Genomic DNA, 21,474 nt, shown 5'->3' on the forward strand with positions numbered 1-21,474 from the left:
AAGAATATTGTAAATGCTAGCCATATTTGGGAAATCATTACCTGACAGTTTCTTACCGCAAGTTGATACAATTTCAGCATTGTTAAAAAAAAGCGGAACCCCTTTCTGTTGTTTTAAAACTTTACATGACAAGCTGTTAACAAAAGGCATAGAGATGCACTGTCAGACCTATAGCTCATCAGAAGATCTTCCTTCTGATACCATCCTAATACTATGTCTTGGCGGTGACGGAACTATGTTAGAAACTCTGACAATAGTTAAAGAACGTCAAATTCCAATTGTGGGAGTTAATACAGGTAAACTTGGATTTTTATCGGAAATTTTTCCACATGAAATTAGCAAATCAATTGACAATTTACTAAAGGGAAATTACATAATTCAACCACGGACACTAATTGAGGTCCTGTCAGACGATATATATATACCTACGTATAATTTCGCACTAAACGACTTTACGTTAAGAAAAAATGACCAATCAACACTCGTTCAGATATCTGTGTCTGTTGACGGCTATTTTTTGAATACATACTGGGCTGACGGTCTTATAATTAGCACTGCTACAGGCTCTACAGCATACTCTATGAGTGTTGGAGGTCCAATATTGGTACCAGAAAGCAAAAGCTTGATATTAAGCCCGATAGCCTCACACAACTTAACAGTTCGCCCACTAGTAATAGAAAAAAACTCTTTGATAGAAATATTCATCGAAGGTAGAAATAATCTTCATGTTGCAACACTTGACAATCGTAACATACAAGTACCAACACGTACAAAATTCAAGGTTCGTGCGGCAGACTTTACACTTGACATAGCTCAATTACCAGATCATCATTTTTTTCATACATTAAGGAACAAATTAATGTGGGGCATTGATAAAAGAAATTAAGCATTTACTCAAAAAACATATAACTTAAATCAATAATAATTGTGAATATTTATATTTGAATTTGATTGTGTATAAAAATATGTCTATTTTTACACCTTATTTATTATTTCGAAATGTTTTGGTATTTTTCGTGAACAATACATATTGAAGTATCGTGCTCATTTTATTTAGTGCAAAAGATGTTAACATTACTACAAAGGAAAAAGATGAATAAAATAATTCTCTTGATAGGAATAACTCTAATATCCTCCACAATAACTTTTGGACAACGCAATGCATGGCAACGTCAAAGATATGATGTTTTTGCCGGTATTGGAGGAACAAACTTCATGGGAGACTTAGGAGGTGGAAAAGCCACTCACTGGCTAACTGACTTGGACATATCAGCCACACGACCGTTGATAGTTGTTGGCGGTAGATATAAAATATTAGAACCTTTAGCAGCAGGAGCCTCACTCTCATTTGGCTACTTAAGAGGAGACGACAAGTGGTCAAAGAATGAATTCAGAAATCGAAGGAATTTAAATTTTCGCTCCCCAATTATTGAATTCTCAACTTATGCGGAATACCATTTCTTAAAAGAAAAGTTTGGGCGCAGAGCACCCAGACGTAGAGCCAAGTTTTTCAGTTGGCAAACTATCAAATCACTACCTATAAATGCATATGTTTTTGCTGGTGTAGGGCTTTTTTGGTTTAATCCACAGGGGAAAGCCTACGATGGGAAATGGTACAACCTTAGATCAATTGGAACAGAAGGACAATACGTAATTCCTACAAGAAAACCATACAAAAGAGTACAATTTGCGATACCATTTGGCGTAGGAGCACGTTATGCAATAAACAGAAAATTCTCTATCGGTTTAGAGTACGGAGGGCGCTTCACTTTTACAGACTATATAGATGATGTTAGTCGTAACTACGTTAGCACAGAGTTTTTTACTGATCCAATTGCCCAATATCTAGTAAACCCGGGATTACCTGATGCAAATGGCAATCCCTACTCAGTCGGTCCCAATGATAAGCGTGGAAATTCTCTTGATGATGATTACTATATGTTTACCGTTATCACTCTATCATATAAAATGAGAACCGGTCGTAGAGGATTACCCAAGTTCTAAAATATTTTGGCTTTATTTTTGAAAAATTGACTAAAAACGTACAATAGTATGCAATTAATTAAAATAAGAAGAATTCTATTTCTAACTACATTGATTGTAGTATTACTGTGCAGTTATTCATCAGCCCAAGTATATAACTGGAAAAGACTTAAATATGAGGGGTATATAGGTCTAGGTGCAACCAATTTCATTGGAGATGCAGGCGCAAAAGAAGACTTGGTTTTCAGAAATGTTTGGGTTAACCCTCAAGCTATTAGGTATGTTATGCAGGTAGGAGGCAGAATGGCACTAGATCCCAGACAAAAAATTAGGGTAAACCTGGCAGTTGGAATGTTATATAATGATGATAGGTACGGTGATTGGCCAGAAAGGTTTCTACAATTTAGAAGCCCCATAATAGAGTTGTCTGGAATGTACGAATATTTTATTATACGTGAGCACAAAAAAAGAACTCGCTATAAATGGCTTAATTTGCCAAAAAAAATTCGTAATAAAATTCCAGGCACATATTTATTTGGTGGTGTAGCTGCTATTTTCTTTAACCCACAAGCATACACAAATGGCAAGTGGCACAATTTACATCCATTGCATACGGAAGGACAAGGATTACCTGGATACAATAAACATTATAGTCGAATATCGGTAGCTTTTCCTGTAGGTATTGGAATGAAATTTAAATTAACTCCATACAGATCTATTGGTATTGAGGCAGGATGGAGATTTGCCATGACTGACTATATTGATGATATTGGAGCCGGTCGTTATCCCTCAACGCAAACCATGTTAGATAATTTTGGAGAAACTGCTGCCATATTATCATACAGAGGGCACGGACGTACAAACAGCTACGATATTAATTACAAAGGAGGAGAACGACGCGGTGGTCCTTGGTTTGACCAATATCAATTTATATTAATTAATTACAGTGCTGTTTTAAAAACAAACCGAAAAGGTCGTCCAAGACTAGATTTTTATTAACCTCCACACTAATTGAGAGATGGTTTCGTTTAAATCAAAAAGATTTTTTTGATGATTAGAAAAGTATTAGCCTTGTGCTTTTTTATGAGCATAACAAGTTGGTCAGTAGCGATAAAAGGTATCGAAATTGGTGGAATGTTAGGTGGTTCAACATACTTTGGTGAATTAAATACTGTTAATCCCATACATAGAATCAGGCCCGGATTGCAAGTTTTTGGGCGATATAACTTCCATAGACAGTTGGCTTTACGTAGTAATATTAGTTTTGCTATGCTGTCAGGTAAAGATGCTTTATCAAAATATCAGTATCAACTACAGCGCGATATGGTCTTTTCTTCATCTGTAATTTCATTAACATCAAACTTAGAGTTAAACTTTTTACCATACAAGTTTGACAGCAATTATTCAGTGTTCTCACCTTATTTATCTATAGGAATTGGAGCAACTTTAGTTAATATGCAGTTTGATGATCGTTTCTTTAATAATTTCATGACACCATTTGGTATAGGCGTTAAATTAAATCTGTCCTACAGATGGAATGCGGGAGTTGAATATATTTTCAACTACACATTTAGAGACGATTTAGACAGAATAACATCGCACCAGTTTGGTGTTGCAGATTACTTTCCTTTTAAACAACGCTCAAACTCCAGAAATAATGACTCATATTCTTTTTTCGGTTTTTATTTGGCATATAAACTCAAAAGTTCAGTAGATTGCCCAGCCTTTTCAATGTCACACAATATAATGAACTAAAAATGTCGGTAAAAGAACAGATACTTAATGATGAAATCCCTAACCATATTGCCGTAATAATGGACGGAAATGGTAGATGGGCAAAGAAAAAAGGGAACTCGCGAATTTTTGGTCATAAAAACGCCATTAACGCGGTTCGTGAGGTTGTTGAAGGTTCAGGTGAAATACAGGTTAAATATCTGACTCTGTACACGTTTTCAACAGAGAATTGGAATAGACCAAAAGAGGAAGTAGCAGCGTTGATGTCACTTCTTGTACAAGCAATACATAATGAAGTTGACAATTTGCACAAAAACAACGTAAGATTAAAAGTAATTGGCGATATGAAAAGTCTGCCATCTGATGTTATAAATAATTTAAAACACGCAATAACAAAAACTGAGAATAATAGCGGACTAACTCTTATTTTAGCTTTAAGCTACTCATCACATTGGGAAATTAATAAAGCCATTAAAAATATAGTGGATGATATTGTTAACAAAAAAATCGCACCGGAATCAATAAATGAGACTCTTTTCCGTTCATACTTAGAAACAAAAGATATTCCTGACCCCGAGCTACTAATAAGAACATCGGGAGAGTTAAGAATTTCAAATTTTTTATTATATCAACTAGCATACACAGAGTTATATTTTACAGATAAACTTTGGCCCGACTTTAAAAAAGAAGATCTTTTCCGTGCCATTTTAGATTATCAAAAACGTGAAAGAAGGTTTGGAAAAACTAGCGAACAATTGACGTAAAACTGAATTAAAAATGCAAAAAATATTTTTTACTATAGCCTTTGTGGCACTTTTTTGTTTTAACAACTACTCTCAAGTCATAATTGGCAATGAATTAGACAATATAGACTATTCCAAACCTGTTGAATATGAAATAGGGGGAATTATAGTAAATGGGGTGAAATATTTAGACCACTCTGTTTTAATTGCCCTTTCTGGACTTCAAGTTGGCAACACAATAAAGGTTCCAGGAGACAAAATCTCAAAAGCTATTGAAAGATTGTGGAAACAAGGACTTTTTTCAGATGTAAAAATAGTTGCCACTAAAATTATTGGGAATAAAATATTTTTAGAAATACAGCTAGTTGAGAGACCAAGACTTGCATCATTTTCATTTAAAGGAGTAAAAAAAGGCGAAGCTGATGAAATTCGCGAAAAAATAAGACTTTTAAGAGGAACACAAGTTACCGACAACACTCTAAGCCGTTCAAAAGGCGTAATAAAGAATTACTACATTAACAAAGGATACTATAATGTTGATATTAATATTACACAAACACCTGATACAGTATTAATTAATCATATTAATCTACTATTTGATATAAAAAAGCACGACAAAGTAAAAATAGAATCTATTACATTCGAGGGAAATACTGTATTTAAAGAAGGTAAGCTTCGTCGAGCAATGAAAGAAACCAAAAAAAAGCGTTGGTATGGAATGTTTAAACCCTCTAAGTATATAAAAAATCTCTACAATGAAGATAAAAAGAAAATAATTGACAAATACAACGAAAAGGGTTATAGAGATGCCAGAATTGTTTCGGACACAGTATATGCTTCAGGAGAAAATCTTTTAAAGATTAACATTAAGATTGAAGAGGGAAGACAGTTTTTCATAAGAGATATTTCGTGGGTTGGAAACTCTAAATACACATCAGATTATTTATCTCAAGTATTTGGTATCAAAAAAGGCGACATTTTTGATCAAAAGGTAATGGACGAACGCATGTACCAGGCTCAGGATGCAATAAGCTCACTCTACTACGATGACGGATATCTTTTCTTTAACGTAACACCAGTTGAAACAATGGTTCAGAATGACTCCATTGATTTTGAAATGAGGATCTACGAGGGTAAACAAGCCCATATCAACCGAATACTAATATCTGGAAATACTAAAACAAACGATCACGTTATTCGAAGAGAGATAAAAACAAGACCAGGTGATCTGTTCAGTAGAACCAATATAATTCGTTCTCAACGAGAACTTGCTCAACTCGGCTACTTTGACGTTGAAAAGCTTGATATTAAAACAGTTCCACATCCATACGACGGAACCGTTGATCTTGAATATGTACTTGAAGAGAGGCCTTCTGATCAAATTGAGCTTTCCGGAGGTTGGGGAGCAAAAATGTTTGTCGGTTCTCTTCGCCTTACACTGACAAACTTAGCAGTTAAGGACTTTTTCAAAAAGGAAGCATGGCGACCATTTCCCACAGGTGATGGACAACGTCTTTCGATAGCTGCATTTACCAACGGGAGATATTACCAGGCTTACAGTATTACGTTTATTGAACCCTGGTTAGGGGGAATAAGAAACAATAGCCTTTCAGTATCTTTATATCACTCAATATTTTCTAGCGGAGAGCATCTTTTAGATATATCTAAGTATATGAAAGTTACTGGAGCAAGTGTTGGTCTTTCACGACAATTAGAGTGGCCAGACGACTATTTTAATATTTCTAATTCATTAAATTATGAAAGGTACAATTTAAAAGATTATGGGGGTGGTCATTTTTTCTTTAGCACAGGAAAGTCAAACAACTTTAGTTTTACCACTATATTCTCAAGGAATTCAATAGATGCCCCGATTTACCCCCGTAGAGGCGCACTACTATCAGTTTCATTACAAATAACTCCACCATATTCCCTTTTTAAGCCAAACAAATGGTGGGTACAACCTGCTGTTGACACTGCAGGTCACACTATGGCAGAGATAGCAAATTTAGAAGCAGATAGAGAGCTAAAAGAGAATAGTCTTAGATATAATTGGATTGAATATCATAAATGGAAGTTTAAAGCGTCAAGCTTCAATACTATTGTTGGAGATTTAGTTCTAAATTCAAAGTTAGAGTTTGGTTATATCGGACACTATAACAAAGACTTAGGTCCATCTCCTTTTGAGCAGTTCCAGTTAGGTGGAGATGGATTAAGTGGTTACGATTTTTATGGTTCAGAACTTATTGGCTTAAGAGGATACGATAATGGACCTAGAAACACAGGTTCACTTACTCCTCTTAAAGGAGGAAATTTATATGAAAAAATAACGTTCGAGTTGCGCTATCCTTTATCATTAAATCCTAATGCAACGTTCTACGTTCTTGGTTTTGCCGAAGCAGGTAACGCTTGGTATGATATAAAAGACTTTACCCCATTTGAACTTAAACGTTCAGCAGGAGTTGGATTACGTGTTTTTATGGCAATGTTCGGTATGATAGGAATCGACTGGGGATATGGATTTGATGAAATTCCAAATAGACCTGGCGCAAACAAATCTCACTTCGCATTCTCGATTGGACAACAATTCTAAAAATATATGAACATGTCGCTAAAAAAGATTTTTATAACAGTACTTGTTGCATTAACAGCACAAACTTTGATAGGACAAAGATTTGCGTATGTAGACACAAGATATATACTCAATAATATCCCCGCATATGAATCAGCGCAAGAACAGTTGAAAATAATTATGGATGAATGGCAGGAAGAAATAAGTGCAGTTAATGATGAAGCGAACAGACTAATAAAGCTTTATGAAGTAGAAAAAATACTATTAAGTGAAGATCTCAAAAAAAAGCGTGAAGAAGAAATTGATGATAAACAGAAAGAGGCAAAAAGACTTCAAGATAAGTATTTTGGTAAAAACGGAAGCTTTTTCCAAAAAAGACAGGAATTAATTAAACCGATACAGGATCAGGTGTTTAATGCAATAAAAGATGTTGGTACTGAGGGCAATTTTGCTATTGTTATTGATATTGCAAGTGGGTTAGGTGTTGTTTACAATGACCCCAAATATGACAAAAGTGAAGAGGTTCTTCAAAAATTAGGATATCGTTAACAACACTTTTCTAGGAATTAGAATTATTACTTATTCTTTATTCTTATATTTGTATGGTAATATTTAAAAATTGAAAATAATAAAACGAACAATAATGAAAAAAGCAATCTTTACATTTGGGCTTCTTCTATTTTTAGGAGCCGGCGTTAACGCACAGTCGATAAAAATTGGTCATGTTGATTCACATGCAGTAATTCAAGCCATGCCAGAGCTAGCACAAGCTCAAGAAACTCTTCAGGCACACGCTAAAGAACTCGAAGATGCAATGGCAGAAATGCAACGTGAGTTTCAAACTAAATATCAAGATTATCAGGCAAAATATGAAACTTTAAGTGCAGTTTTAAAACAATCACGTGAAGAAGAATTACAAGACATTCAAAAGCGCGTTGAACAATTCCGTATAACAGCACAACAAGAGCTTCAAAACAAAGAACTTGAACTTCAAGAACCAATAATAACGAAAGTGCAAAAAGCTATAGAAGACGTTGGTAAAGAAAACAACTTTACATATATACTTGATGGAACCCCAGGACAGGGTATTTTGTACAAATCACCGTCATCGGTTGATGTAACAGCATTGGTTAAGAAAAAACTAGGTATTCAGTAAACAATACTAAACTAAAGCCTCCTGTCAAATAGTTAAACTTTGGTAGGAGGTTTTTTTATATTATTAATTGGCAAACATGACCAATAACCCTATTGGAGTTATAGATAGTGGCGTTGGTGGATTAAGCGTTCTTAAACACCTTCTTGCGGACATGCAACGAGAGTCATTTGTCTATTTTGCCGATAACTCTTTCTGCCCGTATGGACAAAAGGAGTTTGAAGAAATTCGTCAACGATTAAAAAAAATTGTTGACTTCCTTATTAATACATACAATGTAAAAACAGTAGTTGTCGCTTGCAACACAGCTACAGCTGCGTCAATTGACTTTTTAAGAGAGAGCTACTCCATACCTTTTGTAGGAATGGAGCCCGCAATAAAACCGGCAGCTTTATCTACAAAAAGCAAAGTTATTGGAGTTTTAGCAACAGAAGGAACTTTCAATGGAAGGCTATTTAAACAAACCTATGAAAAATTTACTTCTGGCGTTAAAGTCAATATTCAAGCAGGAAATGGATTAGTTGAATTGATAGAAAAAGGAGAAATAGAAGGTAATGAAATAGAAAAACTTCTGGTTAAATATATCTCTCCTATGATAAGTGAAAATGCCGATTTGATAGTTCTTGGCTGTACACATTTCCCGTTTTTACAGAAAACAATAAACAAGCTTTTCCCACAAATAGAACTTATTGACCCCGCTCCCGCTGTATCAAAACAGACTCTCAATATATTATCGAAATACGATATCTTAGGAAACACAAATCAAAAAGAGACCATATTTTTGACTACAGGAAGCGTATCTCAGTTTGATTCATTTCTAAGCAAACAGATGAATATTAATGTGAAAAGCAAACACATCACAATATAAGTTTGCTGCATTCCAAAAAGAATAAAAACTCATCAAAAAAAACCTCTCAAACGTTTGTTTGAGAGGTTTTTAGTTGTTATCTAATAATATATTCTAACGTATTGCTGCTTGAGCCGCTGTCAACCGAGCAATAGGCACTCTAAATGGGCTGCATGAAACGTAATTCATGCCTACTCGATGGAAGAATTCTATCGAGCTTGGATCGCCACCATGTTCTCCACATATACCAACTTTTAAATCGGGTCGAGCACTACGACCTCTTTTAATACCCAAGTCAACTAATTGTCCAACTCCTTCTTGATCAAGCTGTTGGAACGGGTCGTTTTTCAACATTCCTTTTTCTATATAAATAGGTAAGAATTTGCTTGCATCGTCACGTGAATAACCAAATGTCATTTGTGTTAAATCATTAGTTCCGAACGAGAAGAACTCTGCTTCTTTTGCAATCAAATCAGCGGTTAATGTAGCACGAGGTATTTCTATCATGGTGCCAACCAAATAATCGACCTTCACCTTTTTCTCAGCAAAGACCTCCTCAGCAACTTTGCGAATTATTTGTTCCTGATGTTTAAACTCTTTAACAGAACCAATCAACGGAATCATTATCTCAGGCATTGGGTTTTTTCCTTTTTGTTTTAAGTTACAAGCAGCCTCTATTACAGCACGTGCCTGCATCTCGGTAATCTCAGGATAAGTAATACCCAAACGACAACCACGATGACCTAACATTGGATTAAACTCGTGTAAAGATTCAACTTTTTCTTTAACTTCTTTTACCGATATTCCAAGTTCTTTTGCCATTGCAGCTTGCGAAGTTTCATCGTTTGGAGTAAACTCGTGCAATGGTGGATCAAGCAAGCGAATTGTTACGCCATATCCATCCATAGCTTCCAAAATACCTTCAAAGTCTTTGCGTTGCATAGGAAGCAGTTTAGCTAAAGCTTTACGACGCCCCTTCTCATCAGAAGCCAAAATCATTTCGCGCATTAGCATGATTCTGTCACCTTCGAAGAACATATGTTCTGTACGGCACAAACCAATACCTTTAGCACCAAATTCGCGTGCAACTTTTGCATCACCCGGAGTATCAGCATTGGTTCTTACGCTCATTCTTGCGTAACGATTTGACATATCCATTATACGACCAAAATCGCCATCAAGTGAAGGAGTTATTGTAGCGACTTTACCTTCGTAAACCTCTCCAGTTGAGCCGTTTAATGAAATCCAATCGCCCTCTTTATATACTTTCGAGCCTATTTTAAACTCTCTTGCTTGGTAATCAATATGTACGTCACCTGCACCAGAAACGCAACATTTACCCATTCCACGTGCAACAACTGCTGCGTGTGATGTCATTCCTCCACGAGCAGTTAAAAAGCCTTCTGAAACGTGCATTCCGCTAAGGTCTTCGGGTGATGTCTCTGTACGTACAAGTATTACTTTTTCGCCTCTTTTTTTCCACTCTTCTGCTTCGTCAGCAAAGAATACAACGCGACCTGAGGCTGCGCCTGGAGATGCAGGTAACCCCTTAGTCAATACTTTTGCTTTTGCTATGGCTGCTGTATCAAATACTGGGTGTAGGAGTTCATCAAGTTTTACCGGTTCCAAACGTAATAGAGCCTCTTTTTCAGTTATATAGCCCTGATCGAGCATATCGCAAGCAATTTTAACCATAGCTGCGCCAGTACGTTTACCGCTTCTTGTTTGTAACATCCAAAGTTTACCGTCTTGAATTGTAAACTCAAGGTCTTGCATATCTTTGTAATGGTCTTCTAACTTTTGCTGCACTGTGTCGAGTGTGGCATAAACTTCGGGCATAACTTCTTCTAATGAAGGAAATTCAGCTTTACGTTTCTCTTCTGAAACACCCATTCCCTCGGCCCAACGGCGTGATCCTTCTAAAGTAATTTGCTGTGGTGTTCGAATTCCTGCGACAACATCTTCGCCTTGTGCGTCAAGTAGATATTCACCGTTAAAAATGTCTTCGCCAGTAGATGAACTACGAGTAAATGCAACTCCAGTACCCGAAGTTTTTCCCATATTTCCGTAAACCATTGCTTGAACATTAACAGCTGTTCCCCATTCCTCTGGGATTTGGTGCATCATACGATAGTATTTTGCGCGTTCAGTGTTCCACGAATCAAATACAGCACAAATTCCTCCCCAAAGTTGCTCCCATGGATCTGTTGGAAAATCACGACCTGCATGTTTTTTAACAACTGCTTTAAATTTATCTACTAAAACTTTTAGGTCGTTGCCAGTAAATTCGGTATCTAACTTATATCCTTTTTCTTTTTTTAATTTGTCTATTTCCACTTCAAACGGGTCATGATGACCTTTTTCAGCTTGAACACCCATAACAACATCACCGTACATTTGTATAAAACGACGATATGAATCGTAGGCAAAACGTTCGTTGTTTGATTTTTCGGCTAATATTTTTACTGTTTTATCATTTAAACCGAGGTTTAATACGGTGTTCATCATACCGGGCATAGAAACACGGGCACCCGAACGAACAGAAAGCAACAACGGGAAACCATCTCCGGCTGCATTAAATTTTGCTTTCATTATTTTTTCTACTTGGGTAATTGCAGCCTCAACCTCATCTTTAATAAGATTTACAGCAGCATCTTTACCTTTTTGATTGTATATTGTGCAAACTTCTGTTGTAACAATAAATCCTGCTGGAACTGGAACCCCTATAAGATTCATTTCACATAAATTGGCACCTTTACCTCCTAAAAGGTTTTTCATGTCGGCACGACCTTCGGCTTTTCCGTCTCCAAAGGTGTAAACATACTTCACTTTTGACATAGTTGATTGATTTTATAATTACATTAATATTTTAACATAGTCCATTAAAGAAGCACAAATTTAACAAAAATTATAACATTATAAAAGCCTATTTAAACCTATAAGTTATCCCGATAATTATTCTTTTTTTTAATATAACGTAGAGTTTGTACAGCTTATAATTTTTGTTTTTTATGGTTTACTTTTAGATAATAAACAAAAAACTCCCGGAAAATAAATTTCCGAGAGTTTTACTATAAAACCTATTTATCGATGTTTAATTTTCAGAGATTGCTTCTACTGATACGTATGATTTGTTGTCATGTTTTTTACGAAAAACAACAATACCATCAGTTAAAGCAAATAGCGTATGATCTTTGCCTATACCCACGTTTTGACCTGGGTTGTGTCTTGTGCCTCGTTGACGGACGATAATGTTTCCGGCTTTTGCAAATTGACCACCGTAAATTTTAACGCCCAAACGTTTGCTTTCCGATTCGCGTCCGTTCTTGGAACTACCTACTCCTTTCTTATGTGCCATAATCTAAAATTTTTAAGCGTTAATTTCATTAATTTGAATTTGGCTAAAATGTTGGCGATGACCGTTGCATTTCTGATATCCTTTACGACGTTTCTTCTTGAAAACCAACACTTTTTTACCTTTTATGTGTGTTAACACGGTTGCGGACACTTTTGCTCCTTCTACTACAGGTGTTCCGACTTTTACCTGGCCGTTATTGTCAACTAAAAGAACTCGTTCAAATTCAACTTTGTCACCTTCGTTGCTATCTAAGCGGTGTACAAATATTTTTTGATCCTTCTGTACTTTAAACTGTTGACCGGCAATTTCTACTATTGCGTACATGTTTGAAAAATTAATTTTTTTCTTTTTATAAAATTTCGAACTGCAAAGGTAACTCTTTTATTTTGCCTGACAAATAGTTATTCAATTATTTTTTATCTAATTCCTCAAAAATTATTTTTTTCATGCTGTCGAACTCATCCTTATTGAAAAGACGTGTCAATGCGATGATTTTTCCTTCACGATCAACAATAACATTTCTGGTAACACCTGCGGGTTTTTGAGCATATTGATAAAATATAGCTCCTTCGGGATCTAATGCCAATGGGTAAGTAACTTTAGTGCGTTTTGCAAACTCTTTAACTTTGTCAATCGGCTCGTCTAAATCTATACCGATGACTTTTAAACCTTTGTTTTTGCCTACTTGCCAAATCTCATTTTCGATATATGGCATCTCCTTGTTGCAAACAGAACACCAGCTTGCTGTAAATTGCAGCATCACTACACTCCCACGCAAATCTCTCAGTTTATACGACTTGCCTGATATTTCGTTTATAACAAAATCTGGTGCTGTGTCACCAACTTTTACTAAAAATTGATGTTCATATGGTTGAGTATATCCTGAACAACTAATTGTTAATAGGGCTACGCAAATTATTATTATTCTCATACTTATAGTTAATATTTTTTAACCGTACAAAGGTAGTTGTTTTGCAACTATGTAAATTCGAGTTTTAAATAAATATGTTGTAAAAAGCCTGTAAATCAAAGTTTACAGGCTTTTTCAATTGAACATTCATGAATACTAACACTAATTTTTTATAAATTTCAAGAGATTATTTTTAAATTTTATATAGTACATTCCCTTTTTTAAGTCACTGATATTCACCGAACTCTGTTCTATTTCGCTCTGCTTTAACAATCTTCCATAAATATCGAAAATTTTAAAGCTATGTGCTTCACTAAAGTACAGGATATCGTTAGCTGGATTTGGATAAATCGTGTTCTGTAAATTTTCAAATTCATCTGAGCAGTTTACACTAACGATATTTGAAAGAGAAGTAGTTCCGTCAAAATCGACCTGTATTAGACGATAATAGAGATTTCCAGAAACTCGATTGATGTCGATATACTTATATTTTGATATTGACGATGAATTTCCGGCTGCCTGAATTTCGCCTAAATTCTTCCAGCTTATTGCATCATTACTTTTTTGAACAATAAAATAGTCACTGTGAGTTTCGGTGGCAGTAATCCAAATTAACTCGACATAATTATTATTACATTTAGCTTCAAAACTAATTAACTCGACGGGTAAAACAGTTTCATTGTTCTTAGCAATTGAAAACTGCGAGAATGAATCTAATCCAGTTCTTTCAGCGTGAACAGCTCCATCTGTAATGGATTGTGTTTCATTTTCATGATTTCCCTGTAAATACCAATCACTTGAAGAGTCGTCTCGTTTAACTACTGTATGTTGTGTGGCGTTATCACCTATATTTGTTGCTCCACGCATATCTAACTTTATGTCGTAATTAACCTCCGTTAATCCCGGATTGGGAGAAATGGACCAATACCCAGCATCTAATAGTGTTTGTATAAGTGTCCCGCCAACACGAAGGTTGAGAGGTGAAATATCCATACTTGCTGTAATATGATCATCAAATCTTATATCAAGATAAGTTAATCCTGAGCTTGAGTTTAATACTATTGTGGCTAATTCGAGATTTGAAGCATTCCCTACTGGAATGGTGTAAGAACCTGTTTGAGCAACAGCTCGCCTTAAATTTCCGTTTATACACGATAGATTGGTTACGTTTGTTATAATTGCATTGATTGCCGGATTATTTATATAAACACGATTATCTCCAGTAGTAATTTTCCCTTTGATCAAATTTAAAGTGTTTACAGCAATATCTTTACCAATAATAACGTCAGACGAAGGTTTATCAATAGTTAATGCTCCAAAAACTATTTCACTGTTTCCGTTAATGTTTTGATTTTCACTTCCGTTCAATTTTATATTTGCTTCAGAGACTTTGAAATTACCAGAATTGTCAATATTGACATTACCACCTATTTCAAGGTTTATGGTATTACTATCAAAGTTTATACTTCCACCTTCTAACGTGAAATTGCCTTTTACTTTTAATGAAGCATTCGTGAGATTAGTTATATTGCCTTTTACGATTAAATTCCTACAAATAACAGCCGATGGATCAGCTTGATCGCTTAGTTCCAGATTTCGTATGCTGACGTTTTGTTGGGGTATTTCCACATCACTATTTTCGGTGGGTACTCTAAAATTATACCAGTTTAAGCATTCGCACCAATCAGTGGATTTGTTTCCTGTCCATTTTGTCTCTACTCCATTGTATTCTTCGACATCTATACTAATTCCGTCTCTATAGTTTGGCCCTCCTGATTGAAATTGGGAATTAGTATCCCAGCCAGTCCAGTTTTGAGTGTCTTTAATTCTTCCTATCCATTCAAATTTATTTGCCGCATCAAGATTTCCTGTATATTTTACTTTGCTATAATTTGTAAGTCCTGAGACATTGGTTGTTGCACATTCACTGCCAGGATATATTGTAGAGCCTTCTGTGCTATTGTATCCAGGAGCTGACTCCCATCCTGTTGCGGTCCAGCCATAAAGAACATTGCCCGTATATATTGCATTATTACTACCTGACGGATTTATCCAACTGCCATTTTGCATAATCCAAAGTTGATCTTTTGGATTCAAATCAAAACGATTGGATCCTCCAAGTTTTTCAACTGTCCAGTTTACATTGTCACTTAAGCCGTCAACATAAATATTAATATCTGTACCTATAGTTATATTGGGAGACGGACTACCTGCTTGAATTTCAAAAGTTATTACTTTGCCTGCATTTAAAGTTGTGTTTATTCTTGTAATTCTAATTGTGCCTTCAGTATCGCCCCACTTTCCTGCACTTGCCCTTTCGTAGCAATTATCAGTAAAATCTATTGATGTATTTGGGACTATTGCTTTAAAACACACTATAGATATTTCATCTCCAGATGTTCCAAAGCCTGACTGTGTGTTTACTGCCAATATAGCTAAATCGCCATGTTCTAAGACGGTATAAATCCTTGGTTTAAGTGTTAGTTCTATCCCGTTTGACCAATCTGTACCTTTGCGCACAAATATTTTGGCATAATAGGTCGTATCGTTCGTTAAACCTGTTATTGTAAGAGTTGTGCCTGTGCCTTTATAAACAACATATTCGCCTGAAGCAACTGTATCGCCTGAGCCAAATATGGAATTTGCTGTAAGACCTAACGCATCTCCTGTTGGATTGTAAGTTACATTTGTGTTTTGTTTGGCGACAACAATAATTTCGTCAAAGCAGGCAGCAGAGGGTAATACCCATGATAATTCGGATTGCATATCACCATCAGTACTTTGAGCAAGATTAACATCTGACAAACCAAGATTTGAGATTGTTATTGTTGGACACTGATTATCAGGAAGCCAAGTTGTCCCTTTGTAAACATATGCTTTAACTTTGTAAGTTTGTCCGGCTGTTAAACCGGTTACTTCAACTAAGTTTCCTGTGCCTTTATAAACCACATAAGAATATGGATCTGTGGAACCGAATGAAGTTCCACTACTTCCAAATACAGAATTTGCAACTATTGTTGAAGGATCGCCATTTAAAACATGTGGTGGATTCTCTGACTGCCTAAATGCTATAACAACACCATCATAGTCACATTCCGGGCTTGTCCAAGTAATTTCGGCAGTTGTATTTAATGAGCAGATTAAACTTAAACCGGTAACAGGGGCTAAACTCACTGTTCCGCTACAAGATACTATTTTATTGTCTGCTCCTGTAGAACTGACGGTAATATTTTCTGAATTGTAATCTCCTAAATCTAATCCTGCTTTTAATCTTACATATATTGTTGTAATTGCAACTGTGCCACCTATTTGGCTTATATTTAACGAATCTGTAAATCCTTCTCCCGAACTTGTTGATATTTCGTAGTTCGTTGGTGCTTTAAGCACGATATTTTCGGTTAAGTTTGTTCCTGAGACTAAAAAACTCTGTTCTTCGCTGGGGCCATAACCCAAGTAATATGTAAATCCCTGTAAACTTGCGGGATTTACGCTTATGGTTGGACCTACTGCGCTTCCGTGTGCAGTAATGACAACATCGTCTATTCCTAAGGCTTGTGCATAAGTAGTTGTTGTACCAGAAGTAACGGAATAGTTCCATGCCAAATAAATCGAATTGCCGGATGTCAACGGTGGGGTTAGCGTGAGCGTTTTGGACATTACCTTTTTTGTTTCTCCGGGAGCTGAAGAATAACCACCAGTACTGCCATCGGCAATAAAACTTGTTAGAAAATCATTTCCTGTACTATCCCAGTCCGTACCATTTATAGAGTAGTACATTTGGATTGAAAAACCTGCCGGATTTATTCCTTTTCTATATTTTTCAACATCATAAGATATTGTAAAATAATTTATTTCAACAGAGCCTGTGTTTTTGAGCTGCACATAAACATTTACTGATTTGGAAGCAGTACCTGAAGATAACCCTCCAACAGCTCTATCGCCTGCAGAGGCAGCGTCACCAGCTCCAAAATTGTATATACCATTAGTTGATGGTATATTATTTCCTCCTAGTCGTTCGGTTTGAGTGCCAGCACTTGAATAAGAACCAACTTTTCTAACAGTCGTGTTTTTATCAACCTTCCAACCTGTTGGCAGATAGGCTGTATCACTTGCACCCATTCCATCAAAGTTTTCCGTAATTGTACTGCCAGCCGAAATATTTACCTGTCCCAAACCCTCTGTATTAAAAACTAATACAAAAGCAGCGACCAATGTTATTTGCAATATTTTTTTCATTTGTAAAAAATAAACCAAATTGTTAAAAATTTTAACGGCTACTTATCATCTCAAACAAAGTTAAACTTAAAACATTACAAAGAGCATTAATATATATTACAATTTAGTTAATTTTCAAACTTACACCCTAAACTCCTTGATTTAGAGATATTAGCTACTATGTTTTGAGGGGGTATTTTTATATAACTTTCCTTGAAAAGTGTTTCGCTCAACCAATTTATTTTGCACTAAGTTTGTAACATGATAACTCCTAATATTTTTCCATACGGAGACTTCTAACAATTCAGGAGCAGCCTGAGAAGCAAAACGTTCTATGGCGATGTCGGGTCTAAGATGCTCTATAAAGTCGACGCATAGTTCTACATATTCTCGCCAATCTAACAGTTTAACAGACACAGATCCATTACGATACATTTCTGCCAACTTCGTATTTTTAATGATTTGCAATTGGTGCAGCTTTACGGTAGATATGGGCAGCTTAGATATTTCGTTAGCATGATTTACAATCTCCTCTCTGGTTTCACCGGGAATCCCTAAAATCAAATGAGCTCCTGTCTCAATACCTGCATTTGATAGTCGATGTACTGAGTCACAAACCTGTTGATAGTCATGTCCTCTATTTAGAAGTTCTAACGAACGATTAAGTGTGCTTTCCACACCTAGCTCTACCATCAGAGGTTTTAGGTTGTTGATTTTCAATAAAGCTTTTATAATTTCACTGCCGATACAATCAGGTCGTGTGCTGACAACAACCCCCACAATATCTTGATTTTCAATCACATCCAATAACTTTCGATAAAGTTTTTCAGGTTCGGTATGGGTATTAGTATATGATTGAAAATATCCCAAATAGGAATAGTGTCGCTTGCGTTCAAAAAATTTAATGCCTTTATCTATTTGTTCGGTAATTGAAGTTGAAGGTGTACAGTATTTAGGCGTAAAACTCTGATTATTACAATAGATACAGCCTTCGGTACCTATTGTGCCATCGCGATTTGGACACGAAAATCCTGCGTTAATGGACAGCTTTTGAACTTTTGTTCCAAACTTCTGTTCTAAATACCGACTGTATCTGTAAAACCGTTCGTCATTATTGTACATAACTTACATATGTTTTGAGAAATCTCTGAGCAACTCCACAAACGAATCTATGTCTTGTTCTGTAGTATCAAAAGAGCACATCCAACGAACCTCCGATGTCTCTTCATTCCATGTGTAAAAGAAATATTTTTTGCACAGCGGTTCTATCCACTCCTTTGGGATAGTTGCAAAAACTCCATTTGCTTCTACAGGCACTGTTATTTTAATCTGTGGGATTTCAGAAATCGCTTTTGCTAACTTTTGCGCCATAGCATTAGCGTGTCGTGCATTTTCAAGCCATAAATCATCGGTAAGATAAGCCAAAAACTGCGCTCCTACAAACCGCATTTTGCTATACAACTGCATTGACTGCTTGCGGCGATACTTAAATCCCTCAGCTAATTTTGGGTCAAATATTAGAACTGCTTCGCCCATCATCATCCCGTTTTTTGTACCACCAAATGATACTACATCAACACCACAATCAACAGTAAAAGTGCGGAAAGGCAAATTAAGAGTTGCCGCAGCATTGGCTAATCGTGCTCCATCAACATGCAAAATCATATTGTGTTTATGTGCTAAATCGGCAAGTTTACGAATCTCGACGGGAGTATAAACTGTACCCATTTCGGTTGATTGACTTATACTTATCGCCCCGGGTTGGCTATGGTGCTCAAAACCAAACCCATGTAAATGGGGAATAATATCTTCGCAAAACAATTTTCCATTTTTATTAGGCACCGATATCAGTTTAATGCCTGCTATTCTTTCTGGTGCTCCACACTCATCTACATTAATGTGGGCCGTATCTGCACATATAACCGAACTGTATGGTTTTGTGGTTTGCATAAGTGATAAAACGTTGGCTCCCGTCCCATTAAACACAAAGAAAACCTCTGTGGATGTGCCAAACAGATTACAAAATACTTCTATAGCTTTTTGACTAAAATAATCATCGCCATAACCTATGGCATGGTTTTCGTTGACTTCTATCATAGCTGCCAAAATTCGTGGATGAATACCTGAGCTATTATCACTTGCAAATCCACGCATCATGTTATTTGAAGAGTTGTACATAAAAAACGTTTTTGAAAATATTGGCAAAATTAACAATTAAAGCAGCAAAAAAAATTGTAGGTAGTTAACTTATTTATTATCTTAGCAAAAAATAAAGTGATGATAGGCTTTATAGAAGTTAAAGTAATATTCCGCTACACCAACATAAAAAAACGTGATGGGTTCCCACTTATAGCTACACTTTAATACAAGTAATTGTATCGTTCCTCAAATTTATCTTAATAAATTCAACCTGATTATTTAATTTACAAACAATTAAAAAATATAACTATGTCAATAAAATTACCTTTTGCTGAATCCTACCGCATTAAAATGGTGGAAAATATTAAAAAAAGTACGCGAAAAGAGCGCGAACAATGGATCAAAGAAGCTAAGTACAACCTATTTTTCTTGAAAAGCGACCATGTTTTTATCGACTTACTAACAGACTCGGGAACAGGCGCAATGAGTGACCAACAATGGTCTGCAATGATGCTTGGTGACGAGAGTTACGCAGGTGCACGCTCATATTACAACATGAAAAATGCGATAAAAGAGATTCTTGGCTTCGATTATTTCTTACCAACGCACCAAGGTCGTGCAGCTGAAAACGTGTTGTATTCAACTATAATAAAAGAGGGTGATGTACTTCCGGGCAACTCGCATTTCGATACAACTAAAGGACATATCGAGTTTAGAAGAGCTATTGCATTAGATTGTACGATTGACGAAGCATCAGACACACAACTTGAAATTCCTTTTAAAGGAAATGTGGATCTGAAAAAACTTGAGAAAGCATTACAAGATACACCAAGAGAAAAAATTCCGTGTGTAATTCTTACAGTTACTAACAATACTGCAGGAGGACAACCTGTTTCTATGGAAAACATTCGCGGAGTTTCAAAATTGTGTAAAAAATACAACGTATTGTTGCAAATAGACTCTGCTCGTTTTGCTGAAAACGCTTACTTTATCAAAACACGCGAGAAAGGATACGAAAACAAAACTGTGAAAGAGATTGTAAAGGAGATGTTCTCGTATGCCGATATTATGACTATGTCATCTAAAAAAGATGCTATTGTAAATATGGGCGGTTTCGTAGCTTTCAAATCGGAAGAGTTGTGGAAAAATTGTCAAAAATTCTGTATCATGAACGAAGGTTTCGTTACTTACGGTGGTATGAGCGGACGCGATATGAATGCCCTTGCTGTGGGATTAGACGAAGGTACAGAATTTGATTATTTGGAAACTCGTATCAAACAAGTAGAATACTTGGGTAAAAAATTAGACGAGTATGGTATTCCGTATCAACGTCCTGCAGGCGGACACGCTATTTTTGTTGATGCTAAAAAAATATTAACACATGTGCCTAAGGAAGAGTTTATCGCACAAACTCTTGGTATAGAGCTATACTTGGAAGCAGGAATCCGTGGTGTAGAAATTGGTGCAATGCTTGCTGACCGTGATCCGGTTACACGCGAAAACCGATATCCCGAATTGGAGCTATTGCGTCTTGCTATACCACGTCGCACTTACACAAATAATCATATGGACGTAATTGCTGCTGCATTGAAAAACGTTTATGACCGTCGTGAGACTATCACTCGTGGATATGTTATTACCCGCGAAGAGCCTATAATGCGTCACTTTACAGTTGAACTCAAACCAGCTAAATAACAACTAAACAATAAAATAATGTATGAGACGGACAAGTTAATGTGAGAAATTTACAGTCTTGTCAAAACATAACATTTAATGTAAACAACTTTAAAACTTGTTCGTTTCTTGCATAGTTTAACAAAAAA

17 protein-coding genes are annotated in these 21,474 nt (G+C 36.0%); 10 read left to right on the top strand and 7 right to left on the bottom strand.

The genetic code is table 11. From position 1 onward, the window contains the following. Positions 1-13: 13 nt before the first annotated feature. From GX311_02630 to murI, 9 genes are all read left to right on the top strand, one after another. Positions 14-886 (top strand): NAD kinase, encoded by an 873-nt coding sequence (locus GX311_02630; GenBank protein NLK15270.1) that lies wholly within the window; start codon positions 14-16, stop codon positions 884-886. Positions 887-1,092: 206 nt separating this feature from the next. Beyond that, on the top strand, positions 1,093-2,004 hold the full coding sequence (locus GX311_02635) for a hypothetical protein (GenBank protein ID NLK15271.1): 912 nt from the start codon (positions 1,093-1,095) through the stop codon (positions 2,002-2,004). A gap of 48 nt (positions 2,005-2,052) precedes the next feature. Then, complete coding sequence (locus GX311_02640) at positions 2,053-2,982, top strand: hypothetical protein (GenBank protein ID NLK15272.1); 930 nt, start codon at positions 2,053-2,055, stop codon at positions 2,980-2,982. A gap of 51 nt (positions 2,983-3,033) precedes the next feature. Next, entirely contained in the window at positions 3,034-3,738 is a 705-nt protein-coding gene (locus tag GX311_02645) for an outer membrane beta-barrel protein (GenBank protein ID NLK15273.1), read from the top strand. Positions 3,739-3,740: 2 nt separating this feature from the next. Continuing rightward, positions 3,741-4,481, top strand: coding sequence for an isoprenyl transferase (locus tag GX311_02650; GenBank protein NLK15274.1), 741 nt, complete (start codon positions 3,741-3,743; stop codon positions 4,479-4,481). 13 nt (positions 4,482-4,494) lie between these two features. Further along, complete coding sequence (gene bamA / locus GX311_02655; protein ID NLK15275.1) at positions 4,495-7,050, top strand: outer membrane protein assembly factor BamA; 2,556 nt, start codon at positions 4,495-4,497, stop codon at positions 7,048-7,050. Positions 7,051-7,062: 12 nt separating this feature from the next. Next, positions 7,063-7,578 carry an OmpH family outer membrane protein gene (locus GX311_02660; GenBank protein NLK15276.1) on the top strand — a complete coding sequence of 172 codons (516 nt, stop codon included), beginning with the start codon at positions 7,063-7,065 and terminating at the stop codon, positions 7,576-7,578. Positions 7,579-7,672: 94 nt separating this feature from the next. After that, on the top strand, positions 7,673-8,185 hold the full coding sequence (locus GX311_02665) for an OmpH family outer membrane protein (GenBank protein ID NLK15277.1): 513 nt from the start codon (positions 7,673-7,675) through the stop codon (positions 8,183-8,185). 76 nt (positions 8,186-8,261) lie between these two features. Next, positions 8,262-9,050 carry a glutamate racemase gene (murI, locus tag GX311_02670; protein ID NLK15278.1) on the top strand — a complete coding sequence of 263 codons (789 nt, stop codon included), beginning with the start codon at positions 8,262-8,264 and terminating at the stop codon, positions 9,048-9,050. A gap of 93 nt (positions 9,051-9,143) precedes the next feature. Here the strand turns inward: murI and GX311_02675 are convergent, their stop codons facing one another. From GX311_02675 to GX311_02705, 7 genes are all read right to left on the bottom strand, one after another. After that, the gene (locus GX311_02675) at positions 9,144-11,867 is read right to left on the bottom strand and encodes a pyruvate, phosphate dikinase (protein ID NLK15279.1); all 2,724 of its coding nucleotides are present in this window, start codon (positions 11,865-11,867) and stop codon (positions 9,144-9,146) included. A gap of 256 nt (positions 11,868-12,123) precedes the next feature. Continuing rightward, on the bottom strand, positions 12,124-12,387 hold the full coding sequence (gene rpmA, locus GX311_02680; protein ID NLK15280.1) for a 50S ribosomal protein L27: 264 nt from the start codon (positions 12,385-12,387) through the stop codon (positions 12,124-12,126). Between the two features lie 12 nt (positions 12,388-12,399). Beyond that, entirely contained in the window at positions 12,400-12,711 is a 312-nt protein-coding gene (gene rplU / locus GX311_02685) for a 50S ribosomal protein L21 (protein NLK15281.1), read from the bottom strand. 85 nt (positions 12,712-12,796) lie between these two features. After that, positions 12,797-13,318 carry a redoxin domain-containing protein gene (locus GX311_02690; GenBank protein ID NLK15282.1) on the bottom strand — a complete coding sequence of 174 codons (522 nt, stop codon included), beginning with the start codon at positions 13,316-13,318 and terminating at the stop codon, positions 12,797-12,799. 141 nt (positions 13,319-13,459) lie between these two features. Then, positions 13,460-17,533 (bottom strand): T9SS type A sorting domain-containing protein, encoded by a 4,074-nt coding sequence (locus GX311_02695; protein ID NLK15283.1) that lies wholly within the window; start codon positions 17,531-17,533, stop codon positions 13,460-13,462. A 150-nt stretch (positions 17,534-17,683) separates the two neighbouring features. Beyond that, positions 17,684-18,634, bottom strand: coding sequence for a TIGR01212 family radical SAM protein (locus GX311_02700; GenBank protein ID NLK15284.1), 951 nt, complete (start codon positions 18,632-18,634; stop codon positions 17,684-17,686). 3 nt (positions 18,635-18,637) lie between these two features. Then, positions 18,638-19,666: a low specificity L-threonine aldolase gene (locus GX311_02705; protein NLK15285.1), complete on the bottom strand. Its 1,029-nt coding sequence runs from the start codon at positions 19,664-19,666 to the stop codon at positions 18,638-18,640. A gap of 300 nt (positions 19,667-19,966) precedes the next feature. Between GX311_02705 and GX311_02710 the strand changes: the two genes are divergently transcribed. Beyond that, a complete protein-coding gene (locus GX311_02710) occupies positions 19,967-21,346 on the top strand; it encodes a tryptophanase (protein ID NLK15286.1) in 1,380 nt (459 codons plus the stop codon). Positions 21,347-21,474: the final 128 nt, after the last annotated feature.

The sequence above is a fragment of the Bacteroidales bacterium genome (assembly GCA_012519055.1).
Taxonomy (GTDB): Bacteria; Bacteroidota; Bacteroidia; order Bacteroidales; family Salinivirgaceae; genus JAAYQU01.